24 protein-coding genes are annotated in these 25,053 nt (G+C 35.6%); 8 read left to right on the top strand and 16 right to left on the bottom strand.

Annotation, left to right across the window (positions count from 1 at the left end; all coding sequences use genetic code 11):
* The 8 genes from H5V42_RS14930 to H5V42_RS14895 all read left to right on the top strand — a co-directional run.
* A partial coding sequence (locus H5V42_RS14930) for a beta strand repeat-containing protein (RefSeq protein WP_206682556.1) occupies positions 1 to 2,286 on the top strand: 2,286 nt, incomplete at its 5' end.
* Positions 2,287 to 2,310: 24 nt separating this feature from the next.
* Positions 2,311 to 3,603 carry a hypothetical protein gene (locus H5V42_RS14925; RefSeq protein ID WP_185783980.1) on the top strand — a complete coding sequence of 431 codons (1,293 nt, stop codon included), beginning with the start codon at positions 2,311 to 2,313 and terminating at the stop codon, positions 3,601 to 3,603.
* A gap of 16 nt (positions 3,604 to 3,619) precedes the next feature.
* Complete coding sequence (locus tag H5V42_RS14920) at positions 3,620 to 5,632, top strand: Ig-like domain-containing protein (RefSeq protein ID WP_185783979.1); 2,013 nt, start codon at positions 3,620 to 3,622, stop codon at positions 5,630 to 5,632.
* Positions 5,633 to 5,666: 34 nt separating this feature from the next.
* Entirely contained in the window at positions 5,667 to 6,599 is a 933-nt protein-coding gene (locus H5V42_RS14915; RefSeq protein WP_229665710.1) for a PorP/SprF family type IX secretion system membrane protein, read from the top strand.
* A gap of 72 nt (positions 6,600 to 6,671) precedes the next feature.
* Positions 6,672 to 7,208 carry an isopentenyl-diphosphate Delta-isomerase gene (gene idi / locus H5V42_RS14910; RefSeq protein ID WP_185783977.1) on the top strand — a complete coding sequence of 179 codons (537 nt, stop codon included), beginning with the start codon at positions 6,672 to 6,674 and terminating at the stop codon, positions 7,206 to 7,208.
* On the top strand, positions 7,198 to 7,605 hold the full coding sequence (locus H5V42_RS14905; RefSeq protein ID WP_185783976.1) for a 6-pyruvoyl trahydropterin synthase family protein: 408 nt from the start codon (positions 7,198 to 7,200) through the stop codon (positions 7,603 to 7,605). Before idi ends, H5V42_RS14905 begins: the two co-directional genes overlap by 11 nt.
* A 102-nt stretch (positions 7,606 to 7,707) precedes the next feature.
* Complete coding sequence (locus H5V42_RS14900; RefSeq protein WP_185783975.1) at positions 7,708 to 8,679, top strand: type I phosphomannose isomerase catalytic subunit; 972 nt, start codon at positions 7,708 to 7,710, stop codon at positions 8,677 to 8,679.
* Between the two features lie 28 nt (positions 8,680 to 8,707).
* Entirely contained in the window at positions 8,708 to 8,977 is a 270-nt protein-coding gene (locus tag H5V42_RS14895; protein ID WP_185783974.1) for a hypothetical protein, read from the top strand.
* 14 nt (positions 8,978 to 8,991) lie between these two features.
* Here the strand turns inward: H5V42_RS14895 and H5V42_RS14890 are convergent, their stop codons facing one another.
* The 16 genes from H5V42_RS14890 to H5V42_RS14815 form a co-directional block, all read right to left on the bottom strand.
* Positions 8,992 to 9,681, bottom strand: coding sequence for a DUF4369 domain-containing protein (locus H5V42_RS14890; protein ID WP_185783973.1), 690 nt, complete (start codon positions 9,679 to 9,681; stop codon positions 8,992 to 8,994).
* Positions 9,682 to 9,775: 94 nt separating this feature from the next.
* Positions 9,776 to 11,284 (bottom strand): S10 family peptidase, encoded by a 1,509-nt coding sequence (locus H5V42_RS14885; protein ID WP_185783972.1) that lies wholly within the window; start codon positions 11,282 to 11,284, stop codon positions 9,776 to 9,778.
* Between the two features lie 60 nt (positions 11,285 to 11,344).
* Positions 11,345 to 11,887 (bottom strand): DinB family protein, encoded by a 543-nt coding sequence (locus tag H5V42_RS14880; RefSeq protein ID WP_185783971.1) that lies wholly within the window; start codon positions 11,885 to 11,887, stop codon positions 11,345 to 11,347.
* A gap of 114 nt (positions 11,888 to 12,001) precedes the next feature.
* A complete protein-coding gene (locus H5V42_RS14875) occupies positions 12,002 to 12,376 on the bottom strand; it encodes a DUF2200 domain-containing protein (RefSeq protein WP_185783970.1) in 375 nt (124 codons plus the stop codon).
* 35 nt (positions 12,377 to 12,411) lie between these two features.
* Positions 12,412 to 12,888 carry a GyrI-like domain-containing protein gene (locus tag H5V42_RS14870; protein ID WP_185783969.1) on the bottom strand — a complete coding sequence of 159 codons (477 nt, stop codon included), beginning with the start codon at positions 12,886 to 12,888 and terminating at the stop codon, positions 12,412 to 12,414.
* A 78-nt stretch (positions 12,889 to 12,966) separates the two neighbouring features.
* Positions 12,967 to 13,344, bottom strand: a complete 378-nt coding sequence (locus H5V42_RS14865; protein ID WP_185783968.1) for a nuclear transport factor 2 family protein — start codon at positions 13,342 to 13,344, stop codon at positions 12,967 to 12,969.
* A gap of 47 nt (positions 13,345 to 13,391) precedes the next feature.
* Positions 13,392 to 13,742 (bottom strand): tRNA-binding protein, encoded by a 351-nt coding sequence (locus tag H5V42_RS14860; protein ID WP_185783967.1) that lies wholly within the window; start codon positions 13,740 to 13,742, stop codon positions 13,392 to 13,394.
* Between the two features lie 8 nt (positions 13,743 to 13,750).
* A complete protein-coding gene (locus tag H5V42_RS14855; protein WP_185783966.1) occupies positions 13,751 to 15,013 on the bottom strand; it encodes a DUF819 family protein in 1,263 nt (420 codons plus the stop codon).
* Between the two features lie 158 nt (positions 15,014 to 15,171).
* The gene (locus tag H5V42_RS14850; protein ID WP_185783965.1) at positions 15,172 to 17,328 is read right to left on the bottom strand and encodes a DUF5916 domain-containing protein; all 2,157 of its coding nucleotides are present in this window, start codon (positions 17,326 to 17,328) and stop codon (positions 15,172 to 15,174) included.
* A 103-nt stretch (positions 17,329 to 17,431) separates the two neighbouring features.
* The gene (locus H5V42_RS14845; RefSeq protein ID WP_185783964.1) at positions 17,432 to 19,636 is read right to left on the bottom strand and encodes a DUF5916 domain-containing protein; all 2,205 of its coding nucleotides are present in this window, start codon (positions 19,634 to 19,636) and stop codon (positions 17,432 to 17,434) included.
* A gap of 62 nt (positions 19,637 to 19,698) precedes the next feature.
* Complete coding sequence (locus H5V42_RS14840) at positions 19,699 to 19,872, bottom strand: Arc family DNA binding domain-containing protein (protein WP_185783963.1); 174 nt, start codon at positions 19,870 to 19,872, stop codon at positions 19,699 to 19,701.
* The gene (locus tag H5V42_RS14835; protein WP_185783962.1) at positions 19,865 to 20,821 is read right to left on the bottom strand and encodes an alpha/beta hydrolase family protein; all 957 of its coding nucleotides are present in this window, start codon (positions 20,819 to 20,821) and stop codon (positions 19,865 to 19,867) included. Before H5V42_RS14835 ends, H5V42_RS14840 begins: the two co-directional genes overlap by 8 nt.
* Positions 20,818 to 20,976, bottom strand: coding sequence for a DUF4177 domain-containing protein (locus H5V42_RS14830; protein ID WP_185783961.1), 159 nt, complete (start codon positions 20,974 to 20,976; stop codon positions 20,818 to 20,820). The genes H5V42_RS14835 and H5V42_RS14830 overlap by 4 nt, the downstream gene beginning before the upstream one ends.
* A gap of 17 nt (positions 20,977 to 20,993) precedes the next feature.
* Entirely contained in the window at positions 20,994 to 21,512 is a 519-nt protein-coding gene (locus tag H5V42_RS14825; protein WP_185783960.1) for a hypothetical protein, read from the bottom strand.
* Between the two features lie 13 nt (positions 21,513 to 21,525).
* Positions 21,526 to 22,386 (bottom strand): SPFH domain-containing protein, encoded by an 861-nt coding sequence (locus tag H5V42_RS14820; RefSeq protein WP_185783959.1) that lies wholly within the window; start codon positions 22,384 to 22,386, stop codon positions 21,526 to 21,528.
* 358 nt (positions 22,387 to 22,744) lie between these two features.
* Complete coding sequence (locus H5V42_RS14815) at positions 22,745 to 24,988, bottom strand: transglycosylase domain-containing protein (protein WP_185783958.1); 2,244 nt, start codon at positions 24,986 to 24,988, stop codon at positions 22,745 to 22,747.
* Positions 24,989 to 25,053 lie beyond the last annotated feature (65 nt).

Below are 25,053 nucleotides of genomic sequence, written 5' to 3'. Positions count from 1 at the left end.
ACAGACGACCAGGCTTTAAGTTTAGCCGCTGGCAATATATTGACATTAGAAGATGGAGGCACAGTAGATTTAACTCCATTCTTAGACAATACTGATGACCAAGCTATCACGGCCTTTAGTTTAGATAATGGTACCAACGAACTAACCTTAACGTTAGAAGACGGAGGCACACAAACCGTAGACTTTACAACGGTATTAGCCGCAGCAGGAACAGACGACCAGTCGTTAAGTTTAGCAGCAGGCAATATATTAACATTAGAAGATGGAGGCACAGTAGATTTAACTCCATTCTTAGACAATACTGATGACCAAGCTATCACGGCCTTTAGTTTAGATAATGGCACCAACGAACTAACCTTAACGTTAGAAGACGGAGGTACACAAACTGTAGACTTTACAACGGTATTAGCCGCAGCAGGAACAGACGACCAGGCTTTAAGTTTAGCCGCTGGAAATATATTAACATTAGAAGATGGAGGTACAGTAGATTTAACTCCATTCTTAGACAATACCGATGACCAAGCTATCACGGCCTTTAGTTTAGATAATGGCACCAACGAACTAACCTTAACGTTAGAAGACGGCGGTACACAAACCGTAGACTTTACAACGGTATTAGCCGCTGCAGGAACAGACGACCAAACTGCATCAGAAGTAAGTATTGCAGATGCAGGAGGCAACTTTACAGCAACAGATGTTGAAGGAGCCTTATCAGAATTAGCTGCAGGTAGTACAGATGACCAGTCGTTAAGTTTAGCCGCTGGAAATATCTTAACATTAGAAGATGGAGGTACAGTAGATTTAACTCCATTCTTAGACAATACTGATGACCAAGCTATCACGGCTTTTAGTTTAGATAATGGCACCAACGAACTAACCTTAACGTTAGAAGACGGAGGCACACAAACCGTAGACTTTACAACGGTATTAGCCGCAGCAGGAACAGACGACCAGGCTTTAAGTTTAGCAGCAGGCAATATCTTAACATTAGAAGATGGAGGCACAGTAGATTTAACTCCATTCTTAGACAATACTGATGACCAAGCTATCACGGCCTTTAGTTTAGATAGTGGTACCAACGAACTAACCTTAACGTTAGAAGACGGAGGTACACAAACTGTAGACTTTACCACGGTATTAGCCGCAGCAGGAACAGACGACCAAGCTTTAAGTTTAGCCGCTGGCAATATATTAACATTAGAAGATGGAGGTACAGTAGATTTAACTCCGTTCTTAGACAATACTGATGACCAAGCTATCACGGCTTTTAGTTTAGATAATGGTACCAACGAACTAACCTTAACGTTAGAAGATGGAGGCACACAAACTGTAGACTTTACAACGGTATTAGCCGCAGCAGGAACAGACGACCAGGCGTTAAGTTTAGCCGCTGGAAATATCTTAACATTAGAAGATGGAGGCACAGTAGATTTAACTCCATTCTTAGACAATACTGATGACCAAGCTATCACGGCCTTTAGTTTAGATAGTGGTACCAACGAACTAACCTTAACGTTAGAAGACGGAGGTACACAAACTGTAGACTTTACCACGGTATTAGCCGCAGCAGGAACAGACGACCAAAATCTTACAGAAGTTCTGGCTGAAGGAGCAGATGCAAATGGTACTACAATAACAAATTTAGGTACTCCATCTGGGCCGTCAGATGCAGCAACAAAGGCCTATGTAGATGCAATTGCTGATGATGATTTAGCGGTTACAAATACAATAGCAGGTAATAGAATTGCAACCTTAAATGAACCTGGTGGTGTATCAAATGTGGACATTGACGAAACCGTTACAAGTATGTCACAAAATGCTGGTACTGGACAAATTACTTACACTAAAGAAGGTGGAGGTACAGATACCGCTAATGTCGTAGGTGCAGAATCAGATAATATGATTTCAACAGGTTCCAATGGTGGTGCTTATTTAGCAGCTATGCCAACGATTTATGCAGCTGGAAAAATCTTAGGTGACGGTACTATAGCTTCTTCTTACGGTATTAATACTACAACTAGTGGTAGAGCCAATGAAGGAGATTATAATATCAATTTTTCAAATGCTTTAGGTAATACTAACTATATCATACAATTAACAGTATTAGACTGTGGTGGTAATTGTCCTCCTGCTGGCGGGTCTAATTATGATGATCCTGGAATTTCATATTACGGGCAAACGGGTGCAGGTTTCAATGTCAACATTGGAGATAGTGATAATGGAGCAACACCTAAGGATGATATAGACCTAGAATTTATGTTCACCGTAATTGTATTGCCTAACTAATTGTAAAGAATTCAAAGCGATAAGATGAGAAAAATCGTAATAACAATATTATTTCTTAGTTGTGTTTTTAGTGTAAACGCACAAATAGACGAGTACTCTGTATTCGGAATGCCAACAGCAACCACTGCTCAAATTCAGGCAGTAACTCCATTAGCTGAAGGAGCTCTAGTTTATAGTACAGATGAAGATGTTATTTACAGATATACATCCTCTGAAGGTTGGGTTAGGGTAGGTAATCAAAATGCATCAGAGATTAGTATTACTGATGCCGGCGGAAATTTTGCTGCTGCTAATGTTGAAGATGCTCTTGCAGAATTGGCAACTAACAGTGAAAACTTAGCTACTAACAATTTAACTCAGGCTGCTGAAACTCGCACCTATGATATGAACGGTCAAGATTTAGGTTTTACAAATGGTTCTTTTGGTGTAGGTACAGCAAGCCCCTCAGGGATCATGGAAGGAAGAAGTATTTCTAATAATGATGCTTTCTTATTTATACAACAAGATGGTACTACAGGAGAAAAAGATGTTTTTACCATTGAAGATCAAGACACTGGTGGAGGTGGTCAAGATGAAAGTTCCGTACTTAAAGTATTAAAAAGTGGACCAATAAATGCCGGAGATGATGGTTTTAGTTTAATAGAATTAGCAAATACCAACATAGACCCAGGAGCTAACAAATATTGGATTTCTGGTAGAAAAACTGATGAAGGAGCTCCACAATGGGGTGTGGATATTACTGATAATGACTTTTGGTCAGAAGGCGGTATAATATTAGGCGCAACCGGAGCTGATGGCGGCACCTATTCTGGTGGCAACTTTATAGTAGAATCAGATGGTGATACCGGAGTTGGTACCACTACACCAGATGCAAGATTGGATGTTGAAGGTGGCAATGTGCGTTTTTCAGATTATGGTAATAATGCTGTAACTGGTACAGGAACTTCCTTAATGGCCGTTGAAGCAGATGGTGATTTAGTTGAAGTAAATTCTCTGAAAGCTTCAAGAGTTTTTTATCCTCCATCTATTGCAATTGACGCTTCAAGTCCTGACCCAGGAACTAATAGAACAATCAATTTATACGATCAATATATAGCTCAATTTGGAACACCAGTAGCCAGTAGTGCCGGTACAATACCAACTTACGCTGCTAATGAATTAGATTATCATGTTACCTATGCAGACCCATCGGTTTTTGGTAACGGAACAACGGTTCAAAATATGAGTGTAAGCGCAACAGGTATATTAACCTACAGAATTTACAATAGCCCAGCAGATTACAATGCATTAATAAATGTTGTTTTTGTAGTAAAATAAGAACAAAGCCCAAGTCTTGAAAAATCTGAACCTACATATAGCTTTTTTAATCCTGTTTTTAACGGGGTTAACAGCCAATGCACAGTATTTATTGCAAGCTCCAACAGATAGTGACCAAAACAATTTTCGTTGGTATGAAGCTTCTGATACTACAACAGTTTTAGGTACAGATTCTTTTTATGAGGTAACTCAGCCTGGTGTATATTTTGCAACTTACGATGGTACCCTATGTGGTTCTAATGCCACAGGTTATTTTATTGTAACCAATTGTAACGCTCCTTTTAATGAAGTAACACTAGATATAACGGCTAATGTTTCACCCAATGCAGCTGTTTCATGGTCACCCCCAGTTAGCGGAGACCAATTAAGACCTACCGTAATTGCAGACGAAAATGTAACCCGTTATGTGGCTACAATTACAAAAGCAGGTAATTCTATTGCACTTCCTAGATTTACTGTGGTTTGTATGACACAAGCAGCCAACTTGGTGGATGACTTTGTTTCTGTCGATGAAGATGCTTCTGTAATTGTTCCAATTTTTGATAATGATTCTGATTTACCAGATTCTGGTAGTTTAACAATTACTGAACCTTTAAATGGTAACGTTCAAGTAGATAATAATGGTACTCCTAATAATCCGTTTGACGATGTAGTTACTTATATTCCAGACCCAGATTTCAATGGAACAGATAGTTTTGATTATACCTTATGTAACCAATTTGGTGATTGTAGTACTGCTACGGTAACTGTTGATATTATACCAGTACTTGACACTAATGACGATATAACCGTTACAGAGCAAGAACAAGATATAACTATAGCATGGATTGGAAATGATAATGATATTCCAAATATTGGAACCATTGAAGCTACTGACCCTTCAAACGGAACAGTTGTTTTAAATGACAATGGTACACCAAACGACCCTTCTGATGATGATATAACGTATACACCAAATGCTGGTTTTATAGGAACAGATTCATTTGATTATACTGTTTGTGACAATAATGGTAATTGTGATACAGCAACTATAACAGTTACGGTAACAGAACCAGCTGTCACTGAAATTGATAGTGACGACGATGGTATTCTCGATAGCTTTGAAGATTTAAATCTAGACGGTGATAATGACCCAAGCACTAATGCTACAGACACTGACGAAGATGGTATTCCAGATTATCTAGATATTGATAGTGATGATGATGGTATTCCAGATAATATTGAAGCACAATTAACAGAAACCTACGTAGTGCCACAAAACCAAGATGCAAACGGTAATGGTTTAGATGATGCTTATGAAGATAATGGTTTTACAGGTTTACTTCCAGTAGATACAGATAATGATGGTTTACCAGACTATGTGGATACTGATAGTGATAATGATGGAGTTCCAGATAATATTGAAGGAAATGATTTTGACCAAAATGGAGAGCCAGATTTAGTTTGGTTAGATTCTGATAAAGATAATGATGGTCTAAATGATGGTTATGAAGGTGACACCACAATTGATATTGATGTAAATGATGAGATTGATAATCCGGTTACTGACTTGCCAGATACTGACAATGATGGTATTCCAGATTATAGAGATCAAGATGATGATGATGATGGTATACCAACAGAAAGTGAAGATGAAAATACCAATGGTAATTTTGCAGATGATGATTCAGATGAAGATGGTACACCAGATTATCTAGACCCAGATTTTGAAATTACTGTGGTTGATGACCTTGAAGTATTTAATGTAATTACACCAAATGGTGATGGGGTTCATGATACCCTCAGAATTGGCAACATTGAAAACTACCCAAGTAACCATGTTCGCATCTACAATAGATGGGGTGTTATGGTATACCAAACTAAAGGTTATCATAATGATACAAATAACTTTGATGGTATGTCCGAAGGTCGAATAACCATCGATCAAGACAATAACTTACCAGTTGGTACGTATTTCTATATAATCGATTATGAACTGTCTAACGGTGTAACTAAACAAATTTCTGGTTACATCTATATAAATAGATAACAAATGACATAAAACAGTGAAAACTTTAGCCCAAATCCTACGAACCCAAACAAACCTACTCCTCGTTTTTTTAGCAACTGTTGGCATTAGCTATGCACAACAAGACGCCCAGTATACACAATACATGTATAATACAGTAAGTGTAAACCCGGCCTATGCTGGTTCCAGAGGTCACCTAAGTGTGGCGGCCTTGTATAGAGCGCAGTGGTTAGGGTTAGATGGAGCGCCAGAAACACAAACTTTTAACCTACATTCACCATTGGGTTATAATGGTTTAGGTGGCGGTATTTCTGTGGTTAATGATGTTATAGGACCAACTGCTGAAACGTACATAGATTTTGATATTTCATATACCATACAATTAGATTTTGATAAACAATTAAGTTTTGGTCTAAAGCCTAGTGCACATTTATTGAATATTGATTTTAATAAATTAAATCAATTTCAATCGGGGCAAGACGATTTATTGCAACAGAATATAGATAACAAGTTTTCTCCAAATGTTGGAGCTGGTGTTTACTACCATACAGATAAATTTTATGCAGGCCTTTCTGTTCCTAGAATATTAGAAACAACGCATTTTGAGTCGTCTTCATTATCTACCGCAAAAGAAGAAATGAACTGGTACTTTATTTCTGGGTATGTTTGGGACTTAAACCCTGACTTAAAATTCAAACCTGCTGTATTATCTAAAATGGTAAGGGGAGCTCCTTTACAGTTAGACCTCTCAGCCAACTTTATGTATAGTGAACGTTTTGTTGGGGGTGTAGCCTACAGATGGGATGCCGCAGTGAGCGCAATGGCTGGTTTTCATGTAAATGAACAATTAATGATTGCCATGGCTTATGACCGAGAAATCACAGAACTAGGTTCAACCGCTTTTAACAATGGCTCCTTTGAATTAATTCTTAGATACGATTTTATAGGTGGCAACAGAGGTACCTTAAAATCACCTAGATTCTTTTAAAATTATCATTCAATAAGAATATTTTATCATTTTTAATTCTTCTTCCAATAGTTAAGATTATATTTTAGCCGTATGGAAGAAGAATTAGTGGTGTTGGTTAATGAAAGTAACCAAAAAATTGGGTTAATGCCCAAGATGGAAGCCCATGAAAAGGCCCTTTTACATCGTGCATTTTCTGTGTTTGTAATGAATAAAAAGGGGCAAACCATGTTGCAACAACGTGCAGCACACAAATACCACTCTCCTTTACTTTGGACCAATACCTGTTGTAGTCACCAGCGAGATGGTGAGCTTAATATAGAAGCTGGTAAGCGCAGGCTACAAGAAGAAATGGGCTTCTCAACTGAGTTAACAGAACTGTTTTCTTTTATTTATAAAGCACCATTTGATAATGGCTTAACAGAACACGAATTAGACCATGTTATGGTTGGTTATTTTGAAAATGAACCTAAAATTAATCCGGATGAAGTTGCAGATTGGAAATGGATGTACCCATCAGAGATAAAAGAAGATATAGCACATAATCCAGATAGGTATACAGCATGGTTTAAAATTATTTTTGATAAGTTTTATCATCATATCACAAACAATATAGAGAATGAAGGTTAAGGTTAGTAGAAAGGCATCATTCAATGCTGCACATCGCTTATACAGAGATGACTGGAGTTTTGAAAAAAATCAGGAAATTTTTGGTAAGTGTAATAATCCTCGTTATCACGGTCACAACTACGATTTAATTGTAAGTGTAACCGGTGAGATTGACAAAGAGACGGGCTATGTAATGGATATGAAAGTGTTAAAAGACTTGATAAAAACACACGTTGAAGATAAAATGGACCATAAAAACCTTAATGAACAGGTTGAAGAATTCCGAAATCTAAATCCAACTGCCGAAAATATAGCTGTCATTATTTTTAATAGCTTAAGACCTCATATTAAAGCAGATAACGCTTTGGAAATTACACTCTATGAAACCCCGAGAAACTTTGTAACCTTTTCAGGCTAAGTTTACAGTTTCCTAATTTTAATTTGCTATCAAATTTATGAGCAAAATATACTTTTGCTCAAAATCCTTCGTTTTACGTTGTAAGAAAATAACCACAATAGTATGAGTCAATTATACCCACTTAAATTTCAGCCTATTATGAAAGACCGTCTTTGGGGCGGTGATAAGTTAGCACGCTTGTTTAATAAACCAAGTGAAACTAATACCACGGGTGAAAGTTGGGAGTTATCAGCAGTAAAAGGTGACGTATCTGTTGTTTCTAATGGTGATTTAAAAGGAACATCATTGCAAGAATTAATAGATACAAGAGGGGCCGAGTTAATGGGAAAAAGTGTTATAGATAGATTCGGAAATGAATTTCCAATTTTGATAAAATTTATTGACGCTAAGCAAGACCTCTCAATTCAATTACACCCGCATGATAAATTGGCTAAAGAAAGACATAATTCTTTTGGAAAGACTGAAATGTGGTACATTATGGATGCTGACCCAGGTGCCAAACTTATAGTTGGTTTCAATAAAAATGTTGAAAAACAAGCTTATATAGAAAGTCTTGAGAATGATACGCTACTAGACCTTTTAAATTACGAGGAAGTTACAGAAGGTGATACCTTTTTTATAAACACTGGCAAAATTCATGCTATAGGTGCTGGTGTTATGCTTGCAGAAATTCAACAAACATCTGATATTACCTATCGTGTTTTTGATTTCAACAGAAAAGATAAGCACGGTAATTTAAGAGAATTGCATACTGATTTGGCAATTGATGCTATTGACTACGAGAAGAAAGACGATTTTAAGGTCTCTTATTCAAAAGACAGTAACGCAGTGAATTCAATGGTTGATTGCCCATATTTTAAAACTGATTATTTACATCTTTCAGCTAATTTTACGCAAGATGTAAAAGCTAGAGATTCTTTTACCATATTTATGTGTGTAAAGGGCGAAGCTACTATAAAAAATGACTGGGGTACTGCCGAAGTAAAAAAAGGAGAAACCGTTTTATTGCCCGCTTCAACATCTAAAATAGAAATTGCAACTTCTGGAGCTACACTTTTAGAAGTTACGATTTAATCGTATTTTTAAAGAAATATACTACATCATGGCTAGCGTACGAGAACTAAAAAAAGACATCAACTTTGTATTAGGCGATTTTATCGAAGCCGTATACATTTGGGAAAATGATACCAATAATAAAAATTCTGATGAAGGTAATGCTTTGATTGACAAAGCTATTGGTGTCTTTGATGAACTAATGCAAAAGGTTAATAAAAATGGCGTAGAAAATACTAAAGCTCATTTTAAAGCTATACGTCAAGATTTAGCCAATAAAACTACTTCACTTATAGAAGAACTTAATAAACTTGCTTAATTAAGGCTAGGCTTTTAATTATTTGATACAAACGTTTTTAGTGCCTTACCATATTTGGTTTGGGCCACCTCTGCGGTCATAGAATTAGCAATGCTATCTAAATATCTAGGATTGGCGTCTAAAGCTTGAGATAATACAACATAAGGTGTTACAGGCGAGTCTAAATTGTTTAAAGCAAAATTGATAACGTAACGGTACCTATTTTTGAGATTGGTCTCTGAACGTAGATTCAAAGAATCTAACTTGGTTGAATCCATAACCATTGCGGCTTTTGCTAGTTCCAAGTCCTTTTTATGAAATTGGGTTATCATTTCTTGAAATTCTTCATATTTTTCATGAGCGCTGCTTCCAGATATTTCTGCTGCAACATCAAATGTATTCCATGCAGTATTTATGGTAATATCTCCTGGTTCACCAAAAAAAGGTATGCGATCATTTAAATCATTATTATCAGCCTTTTCTAAATAGAGATAATACATCTCGGGACTTTCAACTTCTACAGAAAAGGTAAAGTTACCATCACCTTTAAGTTCTAAAGAATCTAAATTTACAAGCGTAGAATCAGTTAATTTTTGAAAAAACAACTTCCCTTTTTTTAATCCGTTTATTGAACCGTTAACGGTCATAGTGTTAGCTGTTTTGTTTTCTCCGCAAGCCACAACTAAAAGCATTATGCTAAATACAGCAAAAAATACGTTTTTCATCTTCAAAATTTGAGCGGCAAATATCGCTAAAAGTTTTATAATTAGGAATGCAAGTTACATTTGAACTTGATGAAGATTATAGTTCACCAAATTGTTAATTCAGCATAAATTCTCGAATATCTTTGAGAAGCTTTTCAAAGTCGGGTTCATGTGTGTACATCATGTGCCCGCCTTCATAATACTTCATGGTAATTTTAGAATAGTCAATGCCATTTCTAGAGAAGGTGAATTCAGCATCAAAAAATGGGCAAATAAGGTCGTAATATCCACTGGCAACCATAACCTGCATTTTTGTATTCCGTTTCATGGTTTCTGCTAGTTTTCGAGAAACACTCACTGGGGTTGGTTCCCAATAGGCTCCTTTTGGCACGGTACGCCAATTCCATTTTCTGCCAATTTCGCTATTGGAGGTAAGATAAGGTCTATCCATTTTTATGTTGAGCTTTTCAGCAAAGTAATAGTTTAAGGCAGCTGTATATGCTGAACTTATTTGATAACTAGAGGCGTCTCCTAAATGTGGGCCTTCAGAAACTTTGTCTACCTCGTCTCCCATAAATCTACCATCTAATCTACCCAGTGCTAAGCCTTCTTCTGCCAATAGATTTTTTTGAAAACGATGCATTAAAATTCTAAGATTTGATTTTATGATATAATCTTTATCTAAACCAGTAAAATAACTTAGTTTTTCTGCAGTGGTATTACGCTCTTCATCACTAATTAGTGAGCCCTTATAAAGAATGGGAGCATATTGGTTGTATGCAAATTCTCGGCTTTCTTCTAAAAAGTTTTCTAGAGTTTTTCCTTGTCCTGCTTTTTTGTGGTACCAAGCCGTTGCTGCCATACTTGGTAAGTAGGTAATGTAAGAGGTTATATTATCATGAGTAGAGGTAGAGCCGGCATAATCTAAAGCTTGAGATATAAGAATTAATCCATTCAATGCCATATTTTGACCACCACCTTCTAAAGTACTTGCTACGGCAACGGCTCTTGTTGTTCCAAAACTTTCTCCTGCTAAATACTTGGGAGAAAACCATCTGTTGTTTTCTGTTACCCATTGCCTAATAAATTTAGCTATAGACCTAGCATCTTCATTAAGGCCCCAATAATCTTCGGTTTTTCCTTTACCCACAACTTTGCTATAACCGGTACCCACAGGGTCTATAAAAACCAAATCGGTAATATCAAAAATTCCACTGGTATTTGTTTGTAGATTATAAGGAGCAGCGCCATCATCTTCCTTTGCATCTGAATCAACTTTTACCACCTCTGGACCAAATAACCCCATATGTAACCACATAGAGGCAGAACCGGGCCCACCATTAAATACAAAAGTTACCGGTCTGGTTTTTTGGTCGGTAACGCCTTGCTTTATATAGGCCACAGACCAGATAGAAGCAACTGGAGCATTGTTCTTATCCTTTAAATAGGTTTCAGAGGCAATTGCCTTGTAGGTGACCTTTTGACCTCCATTAGTTATGGCGTGGTTGGTGATAAATGTTTTTGGCTCACCTATAGAATCTATTTTTTGTTGTTTTTTTTGGGCGGTATTCGTTATAAAAACGAATGCAAGAATAAGGGTAAGTAAATATTTTAAATTTTTCATTTTAGGTTCGATTAAGCGAAAGTTTTTTAAATGTAAAAAGGTACTAATTAATAAATTCTATTATTGGTAAAGTACATACCTTGGTGGAGTTAGGCCTTTTAAACGCATACTAACCAACATTTGAGCTCTATGGTGGGTTATGTGGTCAGTTAAAAGCATTAAAATTTGTCTTTTAGTTCTATCGGCTCCAAAATAATCGAGTCTTTCATTAAGCTTTTCTTCGTTAAAATTTTTAATGAATTCTATGGTTATTTTGAAGGTGTTATCTATGGTGGTAAGCATTTCTTCTTTTGTTTTCTTAGCCACTTTTAGTTCAGTATCTGTGTTCCAATCTCGGGCTTTTCTACCTCCTAACAAAGATTGTGAATGCCAGTCCATTGCCCAACCTATATGCATTAAATGCTCAGCAAAACTCCAAGATTCTGGGGATGGTTTAAAATGATAATGCTCTTCTGGCATGCTTTCAGCTACGAGCATAAGATATTTTCTAGAATTTTCTAATCGCTCAAGGTATTCATCTAAATACGTTTCATGTTGTGCAAAAAGAGGAGTTAAACTAACTGTAAGAAGTAGTAAGATGAGGCGTAATGTAAGAGCTTTCATTATGGTTTTTATTGCAATTTGATTAATGAGATAATTCCAAATCTAATTGGGGAAATTCATTTTCTGTATTACCAATGCTTTTAACATTAATAAGCAGAAAAGGGTTAGCTATTACTATTTGGGTTGTCGCAATATTTTTTCCATTTTACGACCCTTGGCAAGCTCATCTATAAGTTTTTCTAGTCGTCTGCATTGTTTGTAAGTATCAAATTCATCTGCAATTTCTTCAATACGATACCCACAAACCACACCTTTTATTAAGTCAGCGTTTTGGTTTATTTGTGCTTTTTCAAAAAATGTTCTAAAGGTTGCTTTTTCTTCTATTAGCGTTTGTAGGGTGGTACTATCAAAACCCGTAAACCATTGAATTACTTTATTGAGCTCTTCTTGCGTTCTGCCATTCTTCTCCAATCTATTTAGATAATGTGGATAGATTGAAGCAAATATCATGTTGGCAACTTTCTCGTTTTTTTCTGCTGTAACTTCCATAATATCAGTTGATGTTAAAAGTTACAACATATTGGTTATTTCTCATTAATAGGAATCCAAATTTCCTCTTCTGAATTGGGGTCGTTGTTTTTATATTTCTCACCTAAGACTTCAAAATGAGGGCGGTTATCTAGTTTGTAGATAGATTTAGGTAGCCATTCTGAATAAATGTATTGAAAAATAGAGCTATCAGTACTAGCACCTTTGTATTCAAAAACGGCATATTTACCACCTTCTAAAATTAGGTAGGAAAGGCCTTCAATAGTATTTTCAAAATCAACAACTTCAACCGCTGCCCATTTTTCGAATACCGTATTTGGATTAAATGCGTTAAAATAATTTTCAGGGTACAGCTGTAAACTTATTTTATCTGTTGATACTCTATTTGCAATTGCAGAAATTTTTGGTGCAAAAGCTCCCCAAAGTTGCGCGGTTTTATTATTGATTACACTCATTTTGGTAGAGAGTCCAATAAGTTTTTTTGTAGAAATATTTTCTATTCGGGGAGTCATTTCCTAGTATAAATTATTGTTTTTTTTGATATGCACCAGAGGAATAGGTTAGCTCATAACAGCATTTAACTAACAATTTTATTGTTTAAGCTTTTCAATTATACCTCTAGCCACTACAGTATCATAAATAATTTTGAGTTGAGCAATTTTGTTATCACTGTCTAATTCAATAATATCAACCACGTCAAACTTTACCTGTTCATTATTCTTCAATGTCCATTCATAGGCAAAATATAAAGCAAAATGGTTTCTGGTTTTTTCTTCAAAAATTGCTTTAAAATGGAGTTTAGATGCAGAGGTATCAGCACTAAGATTCGAATAAAAGTCAACGGCTTTTTTTAGACCGTAAATAGGAGACTCAACCATACCGTTTTCATTAAACAGCGCAACAACCTTTTCAAAATCGCCATTTTCTAAATGCTTTAAATATGCTTTTGCAATAGTTGTTTTTGTCATTTGAGTTATTTTACAATTACTAATACTCCTATTTTAAAGATTATATTTCACCCAATTCTGGTGCCATTTTTGACTTTTCTTTCAGGTTGAATTAAGGTTACTTCTTTGTGGTCACCAATGCCGTCTAAAACCAAACATTCACTCATTATAGTTGCAATTTGTTTGGGAGGAAAATTTATAACCGCTATTACCTGTTTGCCAATTAATTTTTCAAGACGGTATAGTTGTGTAATTTGAGCTGAGGTTTTACGAGTACCTAGCTCACCAAAATCAATTATTATTTTATAGGCAGGATTTCTTACTTCTTCAAATTCTTCTGCAGATATAATTGTTCCCACACGCATTTCAACTTTCATGAATTCATCCCATGTAAGTTGATTGTTTTTTACTGTACTCATTTTATTTTTTAAACTTGTGAAGCAACTTCCATAAGTAATGCACACAAATAGGCTCCCGCAGTACCAACTACATAACCAAATACGGCTAATAAAATACCTACCGAGGTTAATGATGGGTGAAATTCAGCCGCCACAACCGGAGCCGAAGCTGCACCGCCAACATTAGCTTGGCTACCAACTGCTAAAAAGAAAAATGGTGCTTTGATAAGTTTGGCCACTAAAATTAATAGACCTGCATGTATAGCAATCCAAATAAGACCTACAACCAATAATCCTGGATTATCAAATATCTCACTTAGGTCCATTTTCATACCAATAGTGGCCACCAAAATATAAATAAATAACCCTCCTATTTTGCTTGCTCCTGCGCCTTCGTAATTTTTGGCTTTAGTAAAAGATATTCCAATACCAAAGGCGGTGGCAAAAACTACCATCCATAAAAATTTTGAGCCTAAAGAGGATAGGGCTTTTTCTTTGTTACGAATAACTTCAAAATTAGCTTCTAGAAATTCAGCAAAGTGATTACCTAAAAAATGTGCTAAACCAACGCCAATGAAAGCCAATGAAAACATTAAAATATAATCTTTTGTAGTGCCAATACGTGCAATACGCTCAGTATGTTCAGTAACTTTTTGCTTTAAACTTTCAATAGAAGAATTATCAGCTTTTAGCCATGCATCAATTTTACCAGTTCGGCCAACCCCTAAAAGTAAAACTGCCAACCATATATTGGCCATGACAATATCTACTAAAATCATTTGTCCGTATTTATCTTCATTGTATTGAAATACCTCGTACATAGCTGCTTGGTTAGCACCTCCACCTATCCAACTACCTGCAATGGTAGAAAGGCCGCGCCAAACAGCATCAGGGCCAACACCACCAACTGTTTCGGGCGAAAATATAGAGACTAATAATATAGCAATGGGACCACCAATGATAATGCCAAATGTACCCGTGAAAAACATGATTAAGGCTTTAGAACCTAGCCCTAAAATTGCTTTTAAATCAATGCTTAATGTCATTAAAATTAATGCGGCTGGTAGTAAATATCTACTAGCAATAAAGTAAAGATTTGAGTCTTTTTCTGATACTAGACCTGTACTACTTAATATTGAAGGCAGCAAATAACACATAAGAACCGTTGGTACAAAGGCGTAGAATTTTTTCCAAAATTTACCTTCTAAAGATGCGGTATAAAAAACAAAACCAAGGCATAAGGCAAGTAAACCAAGTATAACAGTATCGTTGGTTAAAGGTAGTTGGTTCATAGATTGAAATATGAAATTAGTTACTGAGCAAAATACAAAACCATAGGTTAATATGAAGCCTTCATTTAAAGTAGTGAAGAAGTTTTACTTTAAAAGTAGATGTAGAGGTTAACAAGGAATTACGATTAACGAGAATAAAAAACCAATAACGATTTCTATTAAATATTTAACCAATAGGTCAATTTTAAGTTAATTGACCTAAATTTTGGTTCAAATTGACTTACAGCATAGTTATCATTGTATACTATAAATAAATCAGAAAGTGGTGCAAATCGCCATTGTAACCTAGAATTGATACCCAAGTTATCTCTCTGATTACTATATTGAATTAACGTGGACCAGAAAATAGATTTGCTAAAGGTTAAATCCATTCTTGGGCTTACCAACCATAATTTTGCACTGGAATAGGGTTGGGGTAGGTCTATTTGGTCATAATTAAATTGGAGAGAAATAGATGCTTTTGGTTGAAACCTCATGGTCATGGAACCTTCCATGGAAAATCTATTTCCATTAAAAAAATGCCCCACAGTAGACTGTAAATTATAGGAGAAAAGCTTTCGCTGATCAGATTGATATCCAGCTTGTACACTATTGTAGTGATAATTTTGATTAGCGGGTAACGGTATTGCGCCCTCTGTTCGTGTAGGATCAAATGTATCGAAAAGGAAGGTAAACGAATTTGTGTATTCTATTCGTGCCTGCGATTGATTATTAAATTGAATTTCATAACTGTATTGAAGATCATAATCGGTATTTTTAAAATCCAAGCTGGGACTCCAACGTATGTTCGTGAATGACCGAAGGGAGTGGTTCTGGATTATTCCTTTTTTCGGCCAAAAAACGCGTTCCAAGCTCAGGAGCGTTTTAAATAGGTCTGTTCTTCGTACAAATCCCAAATCTGAACGAAAATCTTCATCTACAAAGGTGCCTTTGGCAAATACATTGAATTTTCTCTTATTATATCGAATTAGGGCACTTGTAGCAAAATTTCCCTTATTATCATCAGGTTGAAATGATTTGTGGGTGATGAAGGAACCATTCCAAGTATTATCCTTGGATGCTAGGTTATAGTCAACGCCTACAACACGGTTGTATTCATCTTCCCGTTCAACAAAATCATAATCTTTAAAAGATTCTTTATTAATAAAAAATATACCTATGTTGGAACGTGAGAAAACACGCTGTTGTAATGCTAGCATGGTGTTATTGTTTGATGGAATCCTGTTTTCCAAATCCTCTGCTGTCTGAATATTTAGTACCCCAACTCTCAAATCGTTTGTTAGTTTGCCACTAAGTCTTACGCCACCAATAATATTATTCTCTATGGTGTTACCTACGGTGTCTCTTGCAATACCAATTCGTCTAGAGAAAAACGGACTAAAATCAAAACCATTTCCAAAACTGGCAAAAAGGTCATTGTTGTCTATAAAAAATTGCCGACGCTCAGGCAGTGCTATTTCAAATCTGGTAAGGTTGGTAATAAAATTATCTACCTCTACTGTAGAAAAGTCGGGGTTAATAGTAAGGTCCAGGTTTAAGCTGTTTCCAATGGATACCTTGGCATCTGCACCTACTTTAATATCATCTAGGCTTTCACCATTGTCAAAGTCCTTAGCACTAATTCCGTTTACATAAGGTATAATCGCGAAGGGTGTTCTAGATTTACCAAGAGGTTGCTCAAAATGGATTTCGCCCATAAAGGCTAAATTATAAATGAGTTGATTTTGGGGAACCCTTGACCAAGTGCTACGTTCGTTAGATTGTGTTTCAATTCTATAGGAGTTAAAACGCCATTTAGTAGCACCTTCTTCAAATTTTAATGATGTAAGAGGAATGACCATTTCTGCCGTGAAATAATCATCATAAATTTTAGCATCACCTTTCCATTTTACATCCCAAGATAGATTAAAGTCATCTTGGTCAGCACCACCATTTGCAATAAGACCTTCACGGCGCACACCATAGGGGTTAATACCAAATGAAAAACCATTGGTACCATCATTGAAGGTGTCAAATAATAGCGTAAAGTTATCGCTTCCACTTCCTCTAAAATCTCGCTGTAGTGATTGAGTAGCATAGTCTTTACCACTTGAATACGCCTTTATTCCAACATATAGATTCTTCTCGTCGTAAAGTATTTTAATTTGAGATTGCTTTTTAGCTTGAATAGAGTCCAGTGGAAAATATTCCCAAAAATCTCCTGCCGTGTCAGCAAAACTCCAAATATTTTCGTCTAAAGCTCCATCTGGGATAATACGTTCCGTGATGAACTTGACATTTATTTTTTTGGTTTGGTCTTGGCTGAATGAATACATCGTAACGAAAAAAGTAAGAAGGCAAAGCGGTATTTTTCTGATGTAATCAAACAACATTATTCAGTTTTTTCTAAATTTAGAATTCTGGTAAGTTAAAAGCCTTTTATATATTAAGCCAATACGTAAGTTTTAAATTAATAGACCTACTTCTAGGCATAAACGTATTCACAAAATAATTATCGTTATACACCACAAATAAATCTGAAAGTGGAGCAAATCGCCATTGTAAGCGTGAGTTAATACCCAAATTATCACGTTGATTACTATATTGAATTAATGTGCTCCAAAATATAGACTTACTAAACGTTATTGTTGCTCGCGGACTCACCAGCCAGATATCTGCATTACCGTAAGGGTCAGGTAGCTCAATTCTATCATACTGCATGTTTAGACCCAATTCTACCTTTGGCTGAAATCTAAGGTTAAAACCGGTTTCTATTGATAGACGGGTACCATTAAAGAAATCTCCATAACTTGGTTCTAATCGATAACTAAAGTATTTTCTTTGGTCTGATTGAAATTGTAATTCTACTCTGTTGAAATGATAGCCCGTACTTGTAGGAAGCCCAGGGGCATCATCATTACCAGTAGGATTGAAATCTGTGTCATCTTCTGTTAAATACACAAAACGCTTACTAAATCTGGCTTGCAAACGTTCTAAACTTCTAAACTCAGCGGTTCCTTCAACTGAAAACCTATAATCAGAATAGAGAAAATCTAAATTTGGGCGCCACGTAACTACCTGAAAAACTTGTGCTTGATATTGGTTAACCTTACCCTTTTCTGGCCATAGTCTTGCTTCAAAATTATTGGCCATTTTAAAAATATCTGTACGTCGAATAAAACCCAAATCAGATGTGAATTCTTCATCTACAGAAACTAAATCAACAAAACCTGAAAAGTTACGCGTGTTTTTAGCTAAAAAACCACCGACAGAATAATTACCATCATTATCATCTGGTTGAAAAGATTTATGAGCGTATACTTTACCAATCCAACTATTGTCTTCAGAGGCTAGGTTGTAGTCTACACCTACAACACGATTAAATTCTTCTTCTTCTGGTACAAAATCAGATGAACCAACTGCCTGTCTATTTAAAAAGAAAAAGCTAACATTTGAACGCGAAAATACCTTATGTTGTAATGCCAACATCATATTATTGTTGGAGGGTATTTCATTATCAGCGTCTTTTTCGGTTTGTATATTAAAAAAGCCTAGACGTAGATTTCTATTGAGTTTACCACTAAGACGTAAGCCGCCTAAAATTCTATTTTCAATGGTTTCATCGGCAGTATCTTTGGCAATACCAATTCTTCTAGAGAAAAACGGATTTGCATCTCTACCACCGCCAAAACTTCCAAAAAGGTCATTATTATCTACAAAGAACTGTCTTCTTTCTGGTAAGGCAACTTCAAAACGAGTTAGATTCGTTATAAAATTATCTACTTCAACGGTTGAAAAATCTGGGTTTATGGTTAAATCTAGATTTAAACTATTACCAATTGCCACTTTGGCGTCTGCCCCAACTTTTACGTTAGTAAGCGATTCATTATTTTCAAAATCTTCTGCGGCAATGCCATTAATGTAGGGGATGAGCGCCAATGGTGTTCTAGAGGTTCCCAGCCCGCGTTCAAAAACCATATCTCCCATAAAAGCTAGATTAAATATGAGCTGATTTTGAGGAATACGCATCCAGGTTGACCTTTCATTGGCCTGCATATCTAAACGATAACTATTAAAACGCCATTTGGTTTCTCCTTCTTTAAATTTAAATGAGGTAAGTGGGATAGCAATTTCAGCTGTAAAATAACCATCGTAGATTTTAGATTCACCCTTCCATTTTACATCCCAAGAGGTGGTAAATCCATCACGGTCACCGCCACCACCAGAGATTAGTGCTTCTCTGCGCACCCCAAAAGGGTTAATGCCAAAAAGATAGGCTAGTGTACCATCATTAAACGTATCAAAAACAAGACTAATTTGGTCTATACCAGCCCCTCTAAAGTCGCGTTGAAGCGAGCGTGTAGCATAGTTTTCTCCAATAGATTTTGCTCTAATACCCACATATAGCGTGGTATTATTATACAGCATTTTAATAGCTGTTTGCTGTGCTGCTTGTATGGTGTCTGTCGGAAAATATTGGTAGAAATCTTTGGCGCTTTCGGCTTGGTCCCAAACAGATTCATCTAAAATGCCATCGACTTTTAAAAATTCATCTACGAATTTTACGGTGAATGATTTGTTTTGGTCTTGGGAATGAACGGATAATACAAAAAGAATAAGAAGCCAAGCGTAATTCTTAGTCATTAGGTTAATTTGAGTTAGTGGCCCGAATTTAGCAACTTACTCCGTTAAAAAAAACACAAAACCTACTCATCGTCATTACTATTAGGCTTAGGTGCACGTTTAGCCTCTTTAAGTGCTTTCATGAGCAGGTATTCCATTTGACCATTGGTGCTACGAAATTCATCTGATGCCCATTTTTCTAGAGCTTTCAACATATCTTCATTTAAACGTAATGCAAATGCCTTTTTTTTAGCCATGCTTTTTAATAAAATTTGCGATGGAGGTTACTAGTTCTGGTGCTATCTCAAAATCAGAGTCAAAGTAAGATGCTTGATTTTCTATTTCATTTTCAACATGTTTTAATACATGATTCATATTTGAAATTGTAACCATTTTTATGTTGTCTTCGTCTGTATTACTCGATTTTGCGCGGGCAACTAATAGGTTTTCTGGTGCATCTTTGTGTATTTGACTATCTAATTCACCTTGAATAATCAACGTGGGTATAGTTATTTTTTGCATTTCTTGCTCGGGAGAATAGTGCATCCAACTCTTTATAAACTTTTGATTTTGAGGTGCAAAAAATTGAACTAAATACGGATTCACAGCTTTAATGGTGTCTGTTTTTTTTAATTCTTGTAAATGCGCTTCTGCACTGGTAGCTAATTCTTTATTTTGTTTGCTTAATTGTTCTACGAGCACCTTATCAATACTTTGGCTCGGACCTGCCAATGAGATAAACGTATGTACCTTTTCATTTATCGCTAACATACCAATTAAAGAACCTTGGCTATGCCCAAGTAAAGAGATGCTTTTAAAGCGATTATCTTTTGAAAAGTGAGAAATAATAAGCTTTACATCATCAACGAAAGTTAGTAAAGTTATGTTCTTGAGTTTAGGTAGATTAGTTTTTGTAGCGGTACGTTTATCAAAACGATAAAATGCAATGCCTTTTTGGGTTAAACTGTCCGCTAATTGTTGAATATAACTGGCTTTAATTACAGGTTCTTGGTTGCCATTGCGGTCTACATTGCCTGAACCGTGAACAAATATCACCAGTGGAAGAGGTGATTCTGTTTTTGGGTAGCTTAGGGTGCCAGGAAGCGCAATTGCCCCATTTGTCATAGCAATATCTTCAGAAATTATCTCTTGGTTAAACCCCAAAAACCAAGCTCCAAAGAACAATACAAAAAATAACTTTCTCATCGGTTTTTATCTCTTTCTAAAATTACACGTTGAAAATTTTCAGCAACTTGTATTACTCTCCACCCTTGTTGGGCATATTGGTTGAGTGTATCTTCTAAACGCTGGTTATTGTTACTTAACCCCATTTTCCAGCTTACTACTTTATATTCTTTCATTTTTTATGTAAAATCATTTACTGTTGAATTCTTTTATCAATTTCTTTTTTAAAATATCTATCAATTACACGTTGGGCCTCTTCAGGATTTTGGGTGCCTATCAAAAGCTTTTTTCCATTTTTAAAAACTAGTTGAATTCCTTTAGTACCTTTTACATTTAAAGCCTGACCTTTAAAACCAATACGGTAACCCCACCCACCAAATTCTTTAATAGGCTCGTATGTTCTAGTGAAACAGGCTTCTATATTGTTCCATGTAGTGGTTTTTACTTTAAAATGAAAAGGTATAAATTGATAATGAATGCCCCGCTCATCAATGCTAGTTCGTAAACGAAGAATATAAAATAATCCGCTTGTAAGCAGTAACGTACCTATTACAACTAATTGACCAGTTGTGTCATCAGCTGCTATATTATTAGCCTGTTTTTCTAGATAAAACCATTGGTAACACAAATAGATTATTAACCCCAACATCATTAATTTGAGAATTTTTAACCACCATTGATTAAAACGCTGTGTTTCTTGAAAAACTCGCATAACATTACTTTTCTTAGTGATTTAAAGTACCTGTATTTACTATAGGTGAGGCATCTTTATCTGAACATAAGACTACCATTAAATTACTTACCATTGCTGCTTTGCGTTCTTCATCTAAATCAACAATAGCTTTATCATTTAACTCAGCTAAAGCCATTTCAACCATACTTACAGCACCTTCCACAATTTTATGGCGAGCTGCGACAATAGCAGTAGCTTGCTGTCTTTTAAGCATGGCATTTGCAATTTCTTGTGCGTAGGCCAAGTAACCTATACGGGCTTCAAGCACTTCAATACCTGCCATTGATAGACGTTCTTGTACCTCTTTCTCTAAGTTCTCACTAACTTCATTTACACTTGAGCGTAAGGTGATATCTTCTTCTAAATCTTCATCGGCAAAATTGTCATACGGATACATACTTGCTAATTTTCTTACTGCCGCATCAGTTTGTACACGAACAAAATTTTTGTAATCATCAACATCAAAAGCTGCTCTATAGGTGTCTGTAACCCGCCAAACTAAAATTGTACTTATCATTACAGGGTTCCCCAATTTATCATTCACTTTTAATCGTTCACTATCAAAATTGCTAGCACGTAACGAAATTTTTCTTTTAGAGTATAGTGGATTTACCCAGTATAACCCGTTACTTTTTATAGTACCTACATATTTACCAAAAAGCAGTAAAACGCGAGAGCTATTAGGATTTACCAATACTAAACCTGTAGCAATAATTAGCGCAATTACGATTGCAACAATAAACCAAAGGCTACCGGTATTTATTAATAGAAATATTCCGCCAAAAAATAATAGCAGAAAACAAAAGAGCATAAAATAGCCATTAAGTGGCGAAACAATTTTTTCATTGGTCATAACTGATGAATTTAATGTGATATTAAAATGATATCATAAATATATTAAATATTTTTTAATCAAGCTAAAATTCAAAAAATGTGGATATTATCTTGAACAGTTCTTTTGAATATTGATTTATAGATTTAGAAGAAGCGAAATATTTTAACTTGAAAAGGAAAAAGATTTTTCTTAAAAGTAAAAGCAGAGTGAATAGGTAGATGAAAAATATAGCAAGCTGTTTTGGTAAAGTTGTTTACCTATTTTTACGTTTTGCTTAATGTTTAAATTGAATTATCTCCATGATTTGGAGAGGTTAATACCACTAAAATTAACAAGTGACCATCAACCACAAATTATAAAACGCATAACCAAAAAATTAGCCCCTAAACCTTTTCTTTTTCTTTTTGTTAGGATTGGTAAACAAGCGTTTTAAAAACCCATCTCTTTTGACGGGTTCACAATCTAAAGTTTCTAATACAGCATCACTTGGCTTTTCAAATTGTGCTTTGGTTATGTAGTTAAATGAGGTATCTGCATTCATTTTTGAATACAATTTTGCAAATACGGGTAACGCAGCATTAGCACCTTGCCCCAGTGCTGTAGAACGAAATCCGATTTCGTGGTTGTCTAAACCCACCCAAGTAATATTTACATAATTTGGGGTTATTGCAGCGAACCAAGCATCTTTATTATTTTGGGTAGTTCCAGTTTTGCCGGCAATTGCATTTTGTAGTTTGTATGTTGAACGAATTCTAGATGCTGTACCAGAATTAACGGTGGCTTCCATCATTTTCAACATTTGCATTCGTGTTTTGTCACTGAAAGCTTGTTGTTTATTATCAGTTTCTTTGTGCTCAGCTAAGATAGCGTCTGTTTCGGTAGTAACTCGTTCTATAAAATAAGGCTCTACGGGTATACTGTTGTTTACAAAGGTGGTATACGCTTTTACCAATTCTTTTATGCTGAGTTCACCAGTACCCAATGCTATAGAAGGTTCGTTTGGCAGGGTAGCTGTAATGCCCATATCTTTAGCCATGCTCAGCACTTTTGGCATTCCTGTTTTCTCTAGTACTTTAACTGTAACCGTATTTATTGAGTTACTCAAAGCTTGTTCTAAAGAGTAGTTTAAATAAGCTTCATCTTCATCACCAGAATTACTGGGAGACCAACCTTTTAGATTTTCATATTCCACTTCACGTGCCGAAAAGTAATCACAGGGTTGTACTCCATCTTCTAAAGCAGCAGAATACACAATTGGTTTAAAAGTAGAGCCAACTTGTCGCTTACTCTGATTTACATGGTCGTATTTAAAATAAGAGAAATTTATACCACCAATCCATGTTTTTACGGCACCGGAATGTGGGTCTACCCCTAAAGAACCCACATTTAAGAACTTCATAAAATGCCGAATACTGTCTAAAACATTAGCTTTCATCTCTTTTTCGCCTTCATAACTAGGCAACTTCATGGGCTTTTTTTGACTTAGGCTATCCCAAATGGCATTTTCTGATATGCCATTTGCAGCTAAACGCTTGTAATCGGGGGTACGTTTAGCTAGTTTTTTTAATACTAAAGAATTTTTAAGCCATGGTGCATTTTTACCGTACGATTTTTCAAAATCTTGCTGTAGTTTTTTCATGTGTTCTAACATGGCTTCTTCAGCCAGATATTGCATATTGTAGTCTAGAGTGGTGTATATCTTTAAACCAGAAGTGTATAAATTGTAACCTTTTTTTGCTGTCCAACTGGCTAGTTCTTTTCGAACAGCTTCTCTAAAGTAGGGGGCAATACCATCATTATAATCATAATCGCGATAATCTAGTTTTAGTGGGAGTCTATTTAGACTGTCTTTCTCTGTAGAGGAAAGAAAACCATTTTTTTCCATATTGTAAAAAACCAAATCTCTTCGTGTTTTTGCCTTTTCAGGAAAAATTCTTGGGTTGTAGCCATAAGTTGCTTTTAACATTCCTACCAAAACAGCTGCTTCTTCAATTTTTAAATCGTTGGTTTGTTTGTTAAAAAATTTACGTGAAGCAGCCTCAATTCCAAAGGTGTTATCACCAAATGAGACCGTATTTAAATACAAATGCAATACTTCTTTTTTGCTGTATAGCTTTTCTAATTTTCTAGCTATTAGCATTTCTTTTACCTTGTTAACAGCAATATTTACACGTTTACGGTCTTTTCTAGGGTATAGGTTTTTTGCGAGTTGTTGTGTTAGGGTGCTCCCGCCACCAGATCTTTTATCACCCAAAACAATACTCTTTATTCCTACCCTTACTAAACTTCTAAAATCGGTTCCATTGTGGTCATAAAAACGTTCATCTTCAATGGCTATCAATGCATTTACCAAATGTTTTGGAAACTTTGAATAAGGTATGGGTTGTCTATCATTCAAATAAAACTTACCTATTAAAACACTATCCGCAGAATAAATTTCAGAAGCTTTTTGGTATTGAATAGCAGATAATTCTTCTTTTGAAGGTAACTTTCCCCATAGGCCAATAGCGACCAAACCTATAAATGATAAGGGTAAGATTGCTAGTATAATAAGGGCTACTAACAACCATTTTACTTTTTTAATTTTGCTGTTTTTTTGTTTGGTACGCTTCCGATTCATAGCCGCAAGATGGTATTTTTTGTAGAATTTCTTTTGCTCATTTAACACTGCCTTTACACCAGAAA

It is taken from the genome of Croceivirga lutea (genome assembly GCF_014235875.1).
In the GTDB taxonomy this organism is placed as follows: Bacteria; Bacteroidota; Bacteroidia; order Flavobacteriales; family Flavobacteriaceae; genus Croceivirga; species Croceivirga lutea.
Note: the sequence above shows the minus strand (reverse complement) of the source record. Positions and strands in the feature narration are given on the sequence as shown.